Raw genomic sequence first — 13,233 nt, forward strand, 5'->3', positions numbered from 1 at the left:
AGCCCGCACAGGTACTGACGCGCCCGCTGCCGCGGCTCCGACCGGCGAAACCGAGGCCCGATCCGCGCATGCAACCGGTCCAACTCCCCATGCCACCGATCGACATCAACGTCCGTCACACGCAGACCAACGAACGCGAACCGAACCCGATTCGCCTACTGCCGTTGCAGTACTAGTGCGCTGTCCATGAACGTTCACCGGGTCGGTGACACGCCGGGTGGTGTGCGTTCGGATGAGGTGGTGAGGGCTCACCCTCGACGGCGGTGATGAAGGCCGTCGAGGGTGAGGTGGGTGGATTGGCCGAGCCGGTCCGGGCACGGCGGTTGTCCGCGCTGAAATCGATCCGGGCCACACGTCCGGACGGCGCGCCGATCTACGTCATCCTGGACAACCTCTCAGCGCCGTGGTGCTGTGGAACACCCGCTACATCGACGCCGCGTCGCGGGCGTCACGGGCCGTAGGCCAGTCGTCAGCGGGGATGATCTCGCGCCCGCGCACCCCATGCTCCGGGCGCTGTGCGACTCCAACGCGACCGGCGAGCAGCCTTGATCGGTTGTTGTCGGGCCGCGCCGACCTGACCTGCGAGAACCATGTAGGCAGGTCCGGACAGGTAAGGGTGTGGAGATGAGTTTGCGCGCGCGGGTTCGAGCCGGCAAGCCTGAGGCCTTCGGGCAACTATTCGATGATCATTCTCGGCAGGTGTACCACCATGCGTTCCGGTTGACGGGTGACTGGTCGACGGCTGAGGACATTATGGCGTTGACGTTTTTGGAGGCGTGGCGGCTGCGGGCGAAGGTGGATCCGGAGAGTGGTTCGCTGCGGCGGTGGCTGCTGGGTATCGCGACGAACGTTGCCCGCAACGTCTCGCGGGCGGCGCGGCGACACGCCGCGGCCATAGCGCGGATGCCGGCCGCTGGCATGGTTCCGGATTTCGCTGATGACTTGATCGCGCGCGTTGATGACAGTCAACGGATCGGCGTGGCGCGGCGAGCGTTGGCGCGGTTGCACTCCTCCGAGCGGGATGTGTTCCTGCTGTTCGAGGGCAGTGGCTTGAATTACGTCGAGTGCGCGCAGGCGTTGGGTGTGCCGGTGGGAACAGTTCGGTCGCGGCTGTCACGGGCACGGCGGAAGCTACGCAAAATCCTCGGTGAAAAAGAAGTCCCGGACCGAGAACCCAAAGATGGCTGCGGACAGGTAAATGGTGACCGCGAAAACGTGGTCCGGCCCTCTCAGGAGATGACCCGATGAGCATCAATCCAGCAGAACCGGGTGAGACGAATCAGCCGCTGTCGAGCCTGCTGTCTGAGCCGGTGCAGCGGGACCTCCCGGACGGCCGCCGTTCGGTTCTCAGGGAGTACCTGATGCACGAGATAACCACGATGAAAGCCGCCGAAGGCGACACTGCGGACACCGGTCCGGCCAGGGTCACGGCACGGCACCGAACTCGCCGCTGGGCGCTGGCGGGGGCGTTCGCCGCGGTCGTCGCGGGTGCTGCCATCGCTGGCCCTGCGCTGCTGAGCAACGATGGCGACAGCCCCGGTGACGTCCTCGCATTCGGCACGGCCGCCGTTTCCCCCCGGCTGCAGCAGGCCATCGACACCTGCCGAGAGCGGGTGTCGCAGGTTGCCGGCACTGGTGTTGAGCTGAAGTTGGCCAATAGTGGCGAGGCCGGCGACTATGCCGTCGCGGTGTTCCTCACTGACACGCGGATGCTGGTTTGTGACGCAGGACCGAACGGTGGAGGCGGTCAGTACGGCCCCTACAAGCAGGCGACGTGGCTGCCAGGGCCGATCTCCGTGGAGAGCTTCTCGACCAACGACGGCGACGTGTTGACGGCCGGCCGCATCAGCGACCGAGTCGACCGCGTCGAGCTGGACCACGGCGACGGAACGAGGACCCGCGCCCGGCTCAACGACGGCACCTTCGCCGTCGCCACCCACAACGCTGGCATCAAGGAAGGCGCGGCAACCCTCATCACCTACGACAAGCAAGGCAAGGTCATTGACCGACGGTCACCCGAATTCCTGGCCAACACCCTGACCACCAAGGACAAAAAGTACGCTGAGACGTGCTGGACGGATCCAACCGGAAAAGCCGTCTACGGCACCCCCGGCAACGACTGCAAGCCAGCCGAGCCTTGGAATTGACGCATCGGCAGCTGCACGCTGAACATCTGCGAAGCAGGAATCAGCGCAGTTAGCGGCTGCGATTTTTACGTCTGCTAGTGGATCTCCTCGTCGGGCAATCAGTGGCTGTTATGGCGCCCGACGAGGAGATCCTCTGTGCTAGCTGATCGCTGAGAATCGAGATTCGAGGCGGAGCCCGGATTCCCGGTATCTCGCTTTGTGGGCACGGCAAGTCTGGCATGCCGAGTGCGTGTCCATCCGTAGAGACGCTTCATAGAGGAGAATCTGTTGCATCGAAGAAAAAGAATGGCTATCAGTGCGGTGATCGCCTTCGTGCTGGGCAGTCCGGCAGGTGCGGTGGCTGCTTCCCCGACCGCCGCCGCCCCGGACGCTGTCGGGCGCGGGCTGCCCGGAGTCCGCGATCCTGGCCGGCATGCAGTGGGCCGCCGTCGACCAGCACGCCGACGTGATCAACATGAGCCTCGGGGGGCCCAACACGCCGGAGATCGACCCACTGGAGGCGGCGGTCGACTCGCTGACCGCGCAGACCGGCGCGCTTTTCGTGATCGCCGCCGGCAACGTTGGCAGCGACGGCTCGGTCGCCTCGCCGAGCACGGCGGACGCCGCCCTCTCGGTGGGTGCGGTGGACCGTGACGACCTGCTGGCCTAATTCTCCAGCCGGGGTCCCCGCTTGGGTGACGGCGGGTTGAAGCCGGACATCATCGCCGGGAGTGGAGATCGTTGCCGCCCGCGGAGACGGCACGCTGCTCGGCGAGCCGGTGGGCGAGAAGTACGTCTCACTCTCCGGTACCTCGATGGCTGCGCCGCACGTCAGCGGCGCGGTGGCGCTGCTTGCCCAGCAACATGACGGCTGGGCGGCCGGTCAGCTCAAGGCCACCCTGATGGCCTCGGCGGAGCCGCATCCGGCGCAGACCGCCTTCCAGCAGGGCGCCGGTCGGGTCGACGTGGCCCGGGCGATCACCCAGCGAGTGGTCAGCGACCCGGTCAGCGTCCCCTTCGGCCAGTCAGCTTGGCCGCACGGCGACGATACCCCGATCAGCCGCGAGGTCGACTGGCGCAACGACGGCCGGGATCCGCTCACGCTGGACCTGACCCTCGAGGTGACGGGGCCGGACAATCAGCCAGCGCCAGCCGGCATGTTCACCCTCGGTGCGAGTCAGGTCACCGTGCCGGCCGGCGGCACCGCCGGCACCACCGTCACCGCCGATACCCGGCTCGGTGTGGACGGCTACTGGACCGGGCGAATCGTGGCCCATTCCGGCTCAGCGGCGGCGGTCACTCCAGTGACGGTCAATCGGGAGGTGGAGAGCTACCAGCTCACGCTGCGGCACCTGGACGCCACGGGTGCGGCGAACACCGACCATCTCACCGCGCTGGTCGACCTGGCTACCTTCGCCACCCGCGACCTGGTTGACCCGGACGGCACCGTCGACATCCGGGTGCCTAAGGGCCGCTACGGGCTGGTCAGCTTCCTTCTCGCGGAGGATGGGCTTGCCCAGTTGGCGCAGCCGGAGCTGGTCTTCGACCGCGACACCACGGTCACCGTCGACGCCCGGAAGGCCGAGCCGGTGCGCAGCGCAGTCCCGGACCCATCGGCCACGCCGGCACTGGTGGACATCGGAGCGACCTTTATCGCCACAGGCGGCGACTCCTACAATTCCAGCGTCGTCGCGTCCGACTTCACCGGGCTGTCCACCGGGCAGATCGGCCGAGCGGTCTCCGGTGATCGGTTCTTCGCCCACATAGGCAGCCAGTGGGCGGATCTGGACGTGCCCAGCAGCCCCTACCTGTACGCGCTCGGCGAGGGCTTCCCCGGCCGGATGCCGACCGGCTTCGACAAGACCTACCGCAGCCGGGATCTGGCCAGCGTTACGCACCAGTTCCAGGGTTACCCGGGCCTGGTCGCGGAACGGATGGTCCTCCCGTTCCGCGACCAGGATGTGGGCGTCGCGACGGTCGGTCTGCCCACCGCGGTGCCCGGGCAGCGGGTCGAGCACTACAACACCCGAGCGGTGCGCTGGTATTCCGAGCTGATGTTCGGGACGCCCACCGAGGACGGGGGGATCGAAACGAAGGCGAGGCTGACGGTTGAACCAAGGGCGTACCGGGCCGGCCTGCACACCCAGCAGAGCTGGAACAGCGCACCGTATGGGCCGTCCTTCCCGGCACCGCACCGGCCCGGGCAGGGCATCACACGGCTCGGTGACGAGATCAACGTGAGCGTGCCGCTGCACGGCGACGCCGAGGGGCACGCCGGCGACTCGGCCGCCGACACCGCCCGGACCGCCCTCCATCGGAACGGCGTGCTGGTCAGCGAGCTGCCGAAGCCGGGCTACGGGCGTTTCACGGTGCCGCCCGACGCCGCGGGTTACCGGCTGGAGGTGTCGTCGAAGCGGAGTTTCACCGATCTCAGCACCGAGGTCAGCACGGCGTGGGCGTTCCGGTCTCAGCATGTCCCCGGCGAGGACTACCGGCCGCTGCCGGTGTCGGCCATCCGGTTCAAGCCCTCGCTGGACAAGGCCAACACCGCCCCGGCCGGCCATGCCCTGGTCATCCCGGTGCAGGTGCAGCGGCAGCCCGGCGTCACCGCGTCGCGGGTGATCGGGCTGACCGTGGACGTGTCCTACGACGGAGGCCGCAGCTGGCACCCCGCCCAGGTCCGGCACGACGGGCATGGTTGGACGGCAACCGTCCAGCACCCTGCCGGTGCCGGCTATGCGTCCCTGCGGGCCACCGCCCGGGACGCCGCCGGTAACACGGTGACCGAGCGGATCATCCAGGCATACCGGATACGCTGAGACGTAACCCGTCGGGTCCGCCGCGAGTGCCGCGGACCCGACGGGACCGGCGGTCGTTGGCGTACAGAGCCTCGTTCAGCTCGATGCCCGACCGGTGGGCCGTCCGGCGCGCCGCCGACCTCCGCCTAACGAACCTCGGCCCTACACGAGGCGACGCAGATCGCCAGGACAGCAAAGGCGGACAGGGCGAATGTGCTGAAGCGGCGTCAGGAGCCACAGCGGCGGACCTGGTGCTGATCCAAGCTGACCTGGCCCTCGGCGGCTTTGAAGCTCTCTTCGATACTCCAGCGGATGCCCGCGACTCGCACGAGCTGTGCGAGTGTGGCCGGTTCGATGTCCAGCAGCGGTAGAAGGCCAGCTCAGGGTTGTTGCTGTTGCAGCAGATCAGGAGGCGGTGGTGGCCGCCGGCGTCGGTGCACATCGTCGAGCTAATACTCCAGCCGCACTTGCCTGATCTGGGGTTTCGGCAGCTCATTGGCATGATCGACGCTTGGCCGACACTGGCTGTGTGACCACGGGTGTCGATGTTATTCGGTGGGTGGGTTGTTTGGTCGCACCGTCTGTCTGTTGTGGTTACTGGCAGGGCGGGCAGGCTCCCGTGCTTGTGTTGATCGATGAGATTGTGGGCTGGCGGGCGGGTTTGGATGATCTGTTGGCGCGGTTCGCGCACCGGTTCGGGCGGGCGGAGCCGCGCCGGCAGGCGCTGACCTACCTGGTCGGGTCGTTGTCACCCCTGGCCGGCAAGAACGGCTGGACCTTGGCCGAGGCTGCCGGCGATGCGACGTCGGATCGGATGCAGCGGCTGCTCGACAGGTCGGCGTGGGATCCGGACGCGGTCCGCGATGACCTGTTCGCGTACGTGTCCGAGCACCTCGGCGACGACGACGGGGTGCCGATCGTCGACGAGACCGGCTTCCTGAAGAAGGGAATCAAGTCCGCCGGGGTGCAGCGTCAGTACTCCGGCACAGCAGGGCGGACGGAGAACTGCCAGCTCGGAGTGTTCCTGTCCTATGCCAGCCCGGCCGGGCGCACGCTGATCGACCGGGAGTTGTATCTACCCCGCGGCTGGTGCCACGACCCTGCCCGCCGCGAAGAAGCCGGCATCGCAGCGGGCATCGGGTTCGCTACGAAGCCCGCGCTGGGCCTGCGGATGCTCGAACGCGCCATCACCGCCGGCCTGCCGGCGCGGTGGGTCACCGGTGACGAGGCATACGGGCAGGACTCGAAGTTCCGAACGTGGTTGCAGCAGCAGCGCATCGGTTATGTCCTGGCCGTGCCCCGCAATCAGCGGGTCCCGACCACGGTGGGCAACTCCCGCCCGGTCGTCCTCGCCGCCAGCGCGCCGGCCCTGGCGTGGAAGCGGCGCAGTAGCGGCGACGGCGCCAAAGGGCCACGGCTCTACGACTGGGCCGTGGCCTCCCTACCCGACACGGTTGACGGATACGGCCACTGGCTGCTGATCCGCCGCAGCATCACCAACCCCACGGACCTGGCCTACTACCTGTGCTTCGGCCCCGCTGACACCCAAGACGAGCAGCTGACCCGGGTCGCCGGGACCCGTTGGGCGATCGAGGAGTGCTTCCAGACCGCGAAGACCGAGGTCGGCCTTGATCACTACCAGGTGCGTCGCTACGACGCCTGGTACCGGCACATAACACTCGTTCTTTGCGCCCACGCCTACCTCGCTGTCACCGCCGCGCAGGCCAAAATAGGGGCGCCGAATCCGATGATGGCCTCGTTCCTCTCACCCTCGGCGAGGTCCGACGTCTCCTGGCACACCTGATCACCACCGTCCGCCCCTTCGACTACATCCATCGATGGTCACGATGGCGACGCCGACACCAGTACCGCGCCAGAACCGCCCACTACCAGCGAAGACTTCAACTTCATCAGGTGCGGCTGGAGTATTAGGTAGCGGCCGGGGCGCGTGTCGTCAAGCTTGTGCCCCACAACAGCAAGCATGCCAGTGGGCCACAGGTCGGCAGTTGCTGCCATTGTGAGAGCGTGGAAGCGCGACGTTTGTTAGTGGACAAAACGCCGTTTCCGGACGATATTCTGACCAGACGGATGCGTGACCAGTTGACTTTTTTGGTAGAAATTGATCACTGAAGACGATCATGCGCCAATCACCGCTGGTCGCAGATCGGCGAAGGGAGAACGACGCGGAGCACTCGTGGCACCTGGCCACGATGGTGATGCTCCTAGCCGAGTACTCCGATGAGCCTGTTGATGTCTCGCACACGGTTCAACTCGTACTCGTCCACGATCTCGTGGCGATTTATGCCGGTGATACCCCGCTGTACGACAGTGCCGCCGAGGTTTATCAGCGGGCACGGGAGGAGGCGGCGGCCGAGGGGATCTTCGGTATCCTGCCTGAGGACCAAGCCCGCCGGATGCAAGCCCTGTGGGAGGAATTCGAGGAGCGCCGAACTCCTGAGGCCCGTTTCCAGGGCCCCGGAAAAGGCGCGGGGTGTCTGGCTTGAGGTGGTTGGTGTAGACGCGCCTGTGCTGGTGGCAACAGGGCGGGCATGACTGGTTCAGATGATCATCGAGGTTCCTACGCCTTGTCGATCGTCCGAAGTGAGTCATGCCCGCTGTGCCATCATCGCTGATCTCGTCCTTGTCCGGTGCACCGACTGTCACCGTGCCCGAAGCCGCTGCTGGGCTGCCCGCCGTGCTGGCGGAGTTGCCGGATCCCCGAGCCCGCCGTGGGGTGCGACATCGGCTGACCGTGGTGGTGACCGCTGCGGTGTGCGCCGTGGTGTCCGGCTACCGCTCCTACACCGCGATCGCCGAGTGGGTCGCCGACGTCCCGGCCGCGACCGCGCTCGCGCTGGGCATCGCCCCGGACTGGCGCCCGTCGGAGGCGATGATCCGCCGGTTGTTGCAGGCCCTGGGCCCGGACCTGCTCACCACGGCCATCAGCGGCTGGCTCGCCGGCCGGGCCGCAGCCACACCACCAGCCCAGCGGCGGGCGATCGCCGTGGACGGCAAGACACTAGGCGGCTCCCGCACCACCGACGCCGCCGCCCAACACGTCCTCGCCGCCTGCGAGCAGGCCACCGGTGTCGTTCTGGCCAGCACCGACGTGGAGGGAAAGACGAACGAGATCACCCGCTTCGCGCCGCTGCTCGACCAGATCGGCGACCTGCGCAACACCTTGGTCACCGCCGACGTGTTGCACTGCCAGCGCGATCACGTCGCCTATCTCGCCGAACACGGCGCGCACTGGATCCTGACCGTCAAAGGCAACCAGCCCAACCTGCACGCTCAACTCGCCGCCCTGCCCTGGCGGGCCGTCCCCGAAGCGACCCGCGACACCGACCACGGACACGGCCGCCGCGAGATCCGCACCCTCAAAATCCTGACCATCTCCACCGGAATCGACTTCCCCCACGCCGCCCAAGCCCTGCAGATCCGCCGCCGCAGACGACGCCTCGACCAGCCGAAACGGTTCACCACCGAGACGGTCTACGCCATCGCCGACCTGCGCGTACACGAAGCCAGGCCTGCCCAACTGGCCGGCTGGATCCGCGGTCACCGGTCGGTCGAGAACAAGATCCACTGGGTACGAGACGTCACCTACGACGAAGACCGATCCCAGATCCGCACCGGCACCGGACACAAGTCATGGCCGCCCTGCGCAACGCCGCCACCGGCGCACTCCGCACCGCCGACACCACCAACATCGCCGCCGCCAACCGCCACCACGCCCGCGACAGCATCCGCCCGCTGGCCCTACTCGGCATCACCTGACGACTTTGCCGGGGCCCTGACTGCCAACGCGAGCACGTCACCTACCTCGCGCAACGCGGCGCCCACTGGATCCTGACCGTCAAAGGCAACCAGCCCTACCTGCACGCCCAGCTCACCGCACTGCCCTGGCGGGCAGTCCCCGACGCCACCCGTGACACCGACCGCGGACACGGCCGCCGCGAGATCCGTAGCTGCAAGATCCTGAGCATCTCCACCGGCATCGACTTCCCGCACGCCGCCCAGGCCATCCAGATCCGCCGCCGCAGACGCCGCCTGGGCCAGCTGAAACGCTTCACTATTGAGACCGTCTACGCCATCAGCGACCTCCGCGTCCACCAGGCGAAACCGGCACAACTGGCGGCGTGGATCCGCGGCCACTGGTCGATCGAGAACAAGCTTCACTGGGTCCGCGACGTCACCTACGACGAAGACCGCAGCCAGATCCGTACCGGCACCGGACCCGAGGTCATGGCCGCCCTACGCAACGCCGCCATCGGTGCCCTACGCCTGAACGGAGTCACCAACATCGCCGCCTGAACGGAGTCACCAACATCGCCGCCTGAACGGAGTCACCAACATCGCCGCCGCCAACCGACATCACGCCCGCGACAGCACCCGCCCGCTGGCACTACTCGGCGTCACCTGACGACTTTGCCGGGGCCCTGGCTGGCCCGTCGTCATGCCGCACCGAGCGATTGCCGCAGGTATAGCGGCGAACCGTCAAACAGCGCCATGGCCTTGCCTTGACCCCGTCATTCGCGCGAGCCGACGCTCGCGGATTGAAGCACGCGCGGGCCCACGAACAGGGGGCTCAGCAGACGACCTGCAGCCAATACCTCCTGGCGACGTCGACGACGGCGCGCTGCACCTGAGGCGATGAGTTCCTGATTCTCGCCCGAATTATGCGGAATCGTTCTCACGAAGCCGCTCCGTCGTCTGTTTGAAGGCGGCGACCAATACTCTGCCGCGGTAGCGCGAAATGCCCTGCCGGTCGAAGTGTCAGATATAGTGAGGACTGAGTCGTATGCCGTTACGTCGAGGCGGATCGATCGTCTTTCGTATGGTCGTTTTGTTGGGAGTGGCGCTGGGGGTGGTTGGCGCCGTTCCAACTGCTGCGAGCGCCTACCCACGCGTCGAACAACTAAAGGACCAGGTCCTGGTCTTCCCGGCGATTCCCGCCAACCCTGGCACTTGTCAGCAGCGCACTATCTGGCTTGCTCGGGGGGTGTACGAATGGCGCCAGGTGAACTACCCGGCCAGGCTGAGCCCGTTACCTGCCAGCTACCGCACGATCGCGCTGGCCCCCGGCGACTACACATGGCGTGATTGCATCTGGCCGACCGCTCGAGGCTACCGGGTCGAGTCGGCGCTGACGCCGTCCTGGGGCGGGACGGCGCTCGCACAGGTCGACTGGCCCAATCCGGTCCTGGCGCCAGGCGGCCCTTTCTATGACTCGGTGCGCTGGGGCAGTACTCTGTTGTGGCTTCAACGAGACTGAGCCAAATGACGGCCGATGATTGTTGAGTGAGCCATCTTCATCCTGCGTAGCGGTTGGTTTCGACGTGGTGCAGGACGAGGATGGCTTGGACGATCGCGGTGGCTCGGCCTGGGCAGGATCGCAGCTTGACCAGGATCTTCCAGGTCCTGAGTGTGGCGATCGCCCGGTCTGCGCGGGCGCGGATCGCCGATAAGGGAATTTCGACATGTCAGGCGACAGGGGCCACCACGGCAGGGGCTGAATCGGCGCGTCCAGCCCAACCGCTCCGCGGAAACAGGCCCTTCCGAGCTCCTCTTCGCGGCTACTTGTTTCATTGACCTGCGACCGTGGCCCGGCCCGGCCAGGCTTCGGTCGAGGCGCTCGGGTTGTCGCTCTCATTTCGGCTGCCCACGCTGGTCGTGTGGCTCCATTTGGCCTGCGCGGCCCGGGCGTCGCCCCAGGGCGGGGAGAGGCTCAAGAGGGGTTTGCTCGGCTCGAAGTAGCGTTGCCCTCCCGGCTCGACAAACCAGGTGGATCGAGCATCGGAGGACGCGGTGAGTGGCATCTCAGATCGTGTGGTCATCGGGATGGACCCGCATAAGCGCTCCGCCACGATCGAGGTCATGGCCGGCGATGAGACCATCGTCGGCGGCGGCCGGTTCGACACCGACCGCAACGGCTACACGGCGATGAAAGTACGCCAGGCAGTGGCCGAACCGGGTCTGGGCGATCGAGGGCTGCCAGGGCATCGGCCGACACATCGCCAACCGGCTACTGGCCGACGGCGAACAGGTCGTCGACGTCCCGCCGAAGCTGTCCGCCAGGGCGCGGGTGTTCGCCACCGGACAGGGCCGCAAGACCGACGCCACCGACGCCCACTCCATCGCGCTGGTCGGCACCCGCATGGCCGGCCTGCGCCCGCTCGTCAATGACGAGCAGCTCGCCTTGCTGCGGATCCTGGTCGACCGTCGCCGCTCACTCGGTGAGGACCACACCCGGATGGTGTCCCAGCTGCACCACCTGCTCCTCGAACTCATCCCGGGTGGAGCGAAGAAGAGCCTGTCCGCCGCCCAGGCCAAAGCACTACTGGCCACGGTTCGGCCCCGCGACACGGTCGGCAAGACCCGACGCCGGGTCGCCGCAGAGCTGATCAGCGACCTCGAACGCGTCTACCGACGTTCCAAGGAAGCCGACAAGGAACTGAAAGAGCTCGTGGCATCCACCGGGACCACGCTGATGGGCCTGCACGGCATCGGACCCTCCGGCGCCGCCCGGCTGCTGGTCGAGGTCGGTGACATCACCCGATTCCCGAGCCGGGCCCACTTCGCCTCCTGGAACGGCACCGCCCCTATCGACGCGTCCTCCGGCGAGCAGGTACAACACCGCCTCTCCCGAGCCGGGAACCGGCAAATCAACCGGGCGCTGCACATCATGGCGACGGTTCAGCTCCGCAACCCCACCGAAGGACGCGCCTACTTCGACCGCAAGAAAGCCGCCGGAAAGACAACCATGGAAGCGATGCGAGCGCTGAAGCGACGCCTGTCCGACATCGTCTACCGACAGATGGTCGACGACGGGTTGCGTCCACGGAAGTGGTGTACGACTTGCCCGTGATGGGCGTGTTGCAGGCGATGATCAAGACGTTCGCGCAGGCGGTGATGTCCGCCGAAGCCGACGTGATCTGCGGCGCCGGTTACGGGCAGCGCAGCGACGGGCGGGTCAACTCCCGCAACGGGTATCGGGTGCGGGAGTGGGATACCCGTGCCGGGACGATCGACCTGGCGGTGCCGAAACTGCGCACTGGTTCGTACTTTCCGGACTGGCTGCTGACGCACCGCCGGCGAGCCGAACAGGCTCTCGTCTCGGTGGTGGCAACCTCCTATCTGCTCGGCGTCTCGACTCGTCGGGTGGAGAAACTGGTCGAGCAGTTCGGCGTCCGGCAGCTGTCCAAGTCGCAGGTGTCAGAGATGGCCGCGCACCTGGACGCGCAGGTCGAGGCGTTTCGTAACCGGCCTCTGGATGCCGCGTACTACACGTTCGTGTGGATGGACGCCCTGACAATGAAGGTCCGCGAGCATGGGCGCACGGTCAACGTCCACGCGCTGGTCGCTGTCGGCGTCAACGCCGACGGGCAACGTGAAGTCCTTGGTCTGGACGTCGCCTCCGACGAGGACGGCGCCGGCTGGTTAGCGTTTTTCCGGTCGTTGACCGCCCGTGGCCTGTCCGGCGTTCAACTGGTCATCTCTGATGCCCACCGCGGTCTTGTTGGCGCGATCGGCGCCGCCCTGCCCGGCGCGGCTTGGCAGCGCTGCCCCACCCACTACCTGCGCAACCTGCTCACGAAGGTCCCGAAGTCGGCCCAGCCGTGGATCGCCACCCTTGTTCGGACGATCTTCGACCAGCCCGACGCCGACGCTGTCCGAGCCCAGTTCGACCGGGTCGTGACCACGATCGAGGCGAAGTTCCCGGCCGCGGCCGAGCACCTCGACGCCGCCCGCGACGACCTACTCGCGTTCACCGGCTTCCCGCGCGAGATCTGGCGTCAAATCTGGTCGAACAACCCACAGGAACGGCTGAACAAGGAAATCCGCCGGCGCACCGACGTCGTCGGGATCTTCCCGAACCGGGCGGCGATCATCCGCCTCGTCGGCGCGGTCCTGGCCGAGCAAATCGACGAGTGGACCGAGGGACGCCGCTACATGGGCTTAGAACTCCTCGCCAAAGCCCGCCTCGTCATCGTCAACCCGGACCAACACGACACCGACCACGCCGATCCCAGCCCGATCGCCGCCTAACATCAAACCGGATCCCGCGATGGCCGTCTCTTACACCACCAGCGCGGACGTGACCCGACGACGCCACGACGGCCACGGCGACGGGCCCGGGAGGACAACGGGACACGACTACTGACTCCAGCGTGACCAGCTCACATCCCCATACCGGCTCTTCGGAGAAGTCACTTCCCGGACCCGCCGCACCCCAGCCTAGAACAACCCTCGCCGCGGCCTCTTGACACAGAGGGGAGCCTCGTGTTGTTCCTACGCGGGCGACTCAC

11 protein-coding genes and 2 pseudogenes are annotated in these 13,233 nt (G+C 67.0%); 11 read left to right on the forward strand and 2 right to left on the reverse strand.

All coding sequences use genetic code 11. The features are described from left to right. Nucleotides 1-624 precede the first annotated feature (624 nt). The 9 genes from ABZS40_RS32940 to ABZS40_RS32980 all read left to right on the forward strand — a co-directional run bounded on the left by ABZS40_RS32940 (nucleotide 625) and on the right by ABZS40_RS32980 (nucleotide 10,199). Nucleotides 625-1,248 carry an RNA polymerase sigma factor gene (locus ABZS40_RS32940; RefSeq protein WP_354948099.1) on the forward strand — a complete coding sequence of 208 codons (624 nt, stop codon included), beginning with the start codon at nucleotides 625-627 and terminating at the stop codon, nucleotides 1,246-1,248. After that, the gene (locus tag ABZS40_RS32945; RefSeq protein ID WP_354948101.1) at nucleotides 1,245-2,147 is read left to right on the forward strand and encodes a hypothetical protein; all 903 of its coding nucleotides are present in this window, start codon (nucleotides 1,245-1,247) and stop codon (nucleotides 2,145-2,147) included. The genes ABZS40_RS32940 and ABZS40_RS32945 overlap by 4 nt, the downstream gene beginning before the upstream one ends. A 331-nt stretch (nucleotides 2,148-2,478) precedes the next feature. Beyond that, on the forward strand, nucleotides 2,479-2,796 hold the full coding sequence (locus ABZS40_RS32950) for a S8 family serine peptidase (protein WP_354948103.1): 318 nt from the start codon (nucleotides 2,479-2,481) through the stop codon (nucleotides 2,794-2,796). 61 nt (nucleotides 2,797-2,857) lie between these two features. Beyond that, nucleotides 2,858-4,945: a S8 family serine peptidase gene (locus tag ABZS40_RS32955; protein ID WP_354948105.1), complete on the forward strand. Its 2,088-nt coding sequence runs from the start codon at nucleotides 2,858-2,860 to the stop codon at nucleotides 4,943-4,945. Nucleotides 4,946-5,549: 604 nt separating this feature from the next. Continuing rightward, nucleotides 5,550-6,728, forward strand: a complete 1,179-nt coding sequence (locus ABZS40_RS32960; protein WP_354948107.1) for an IS701 family transposase — start codon at nucleotides 5,550-5,552, stop codon at nucleotides 6,726-6,728. A gap of 334 nt (nucleotides 6,729-7,062) precedes the next feature. Next, a complete protein-coding gene (locus tag ABZS40_RS32965; protein WP_354948109.1) occupies nucleotides 7,063-7,428 on the forward strand; it encodes an HD domain-containing protein in 366 nt (121 codons plus the stop codon). A gap of 161 nt (nucleotides 7,429-7,589) precedes the next feature. Beyond that, a complete protein-coding gene (locus ABZS40_RS32970; protein WP_354948111.1) occupies nucleotides 7,590-8,777 on the forward strand; it encodes an ISAs1 family transposase in 1,188 nt (395 codons plus the stop codon). Continuing rightward, a complete protein-coding gene (locus ABZS40_RS32975) occupies nucleotides 8,774-9,238 on the forward strand; it encodes an ISAs1 family transposase (RefSeq protein WP_354948147.1) in 465 nt (154 codons plus the stop codon). Before ABZS40_RS32970 ends, ABZS40_RS32975 begins: the two co-directional genes overlap by 4 nt. A gap of 523 nt (nucleotides 9,239-9,761) precedes the next feature. Beyond that, on the forward strand, nucleotides 9,762-10,199 hold the full coding sequence (locus ABZS40_RS32980; RefSeq protein ID WP_354948113.1) for a hypothetical protein: 438 nt from the start codon (nucleotides 9,762-9,764) through the stop codon (nucleotides 10,197-10,199). A 37-nt stretch (nucleotides 10,200-10,236) separates the two neighbouring features. Here the strand turns inward: ABZS40_RS32980 and ABZS40_RS32985 are convergent. Both ABZS40_RS32985 and ABZS40_RS32990 read right to left on the reverse strand, forming a co-directional pair. Continuing rightward, nucleotides 10,237-10,389, reverse strand: a pseudogene (locus tag ABZS40_RS32985) (IS5/IS1182 family transposase); the annotation flags it as partial. A 355-nt stretch (nucleotides 10,390-10,744) separates the two neighbouring features. Beyond that, on the reverse strand, nucleotides 10,745-10,927 hold the full coding sequence (locus ABZS40_RS32990; RefSeq protein ID WP_354948115.1) for a hypothetical protein: 183 nt from the start codon (nucleotides 10,925-10,927) through the stop codon (nucleotides 10,745-10,747). Between the two features lie 10 nt (nucleotides 10,928-10,937). Between ABZS40_RS32990 and ABZS40_RS32995 the strand changes: the two genes are divergently transcribed. Together ABZS40_RS32995 and ABZS40_RS33000 are read left to right on the forward strand one after the other, a co-directional pair. Beyond that, nucleotides 10,938-11,792 carry an IS110 family transposase gene (locus tag ABZS40_RS32995; protein WP_354948149.1) on the forward strand — a complete coding sequence of 285 codons (855 nt, stop codon included), beginning with the start codon at nucleotides 10,938-10,940 and terminating at the stop codon, nucleotides 11,790-11,792. An 8-nt stretch (nucleotides 11,793-11,800) separates the two neighbouring features. Next, nucleotides 11,801-12,973: pseudogene (locus ABZS40_RS33000) on the forward strand (IS256 family transposase); the annotation flags it as partial. Nucleotides 12,974-13,233: the final 260 nt, after the last annotated feature.

This window comes from Micromonospora sp. NPDC005324, assembly GCF_040607155.1.
GTDB lineage: Bacteria > Actinomycetota > Actinomycetes > Mycobacteriales > Micromonosporaceae > Micromonospora > Micromonospora trifolii.

Bases quoted from the DNA above. Each gene is read 5' to 3' on its own strand.
- ABZS40_RS32940 (WP_354948099.1), top strand. From the start codon at position 625: ATGAGTTTGCGCGCGCGGGTTCGAGCCGGCAAGCCTGAGGCCTTCGGG.
- ABZS40_RS32945 (WP_354948101.1), top strand. From the start codon at position 1,245: ATGAGCATCAATCCAGCAGAACCGGGTGAGACGAATCAGCCGCTGTCG.
- ABZS40_RS32965 (WP_354948109.1), top strand. From the start codon at position 7,063: ATGCGCCAATCACCGCTGGTCGCAGATCGGCGAAGGGAGAACGACGCG.
- ABZS40_RS32980 (WP_354948113.1), top strand. From the start codon at position 9,762: ATGGTCGTTTTGTTGGGAGTGGCGCTGGGGGTGGTTGGCGCCGTTCCA.
- ABZS40_RS32990 (WP_354948115.1), bottom strand. From the start codon at position 10,927: ATGCCCTGGCAGCCCTCGATCGCCCAGACCCGGTTCGGCCACTGCCTG.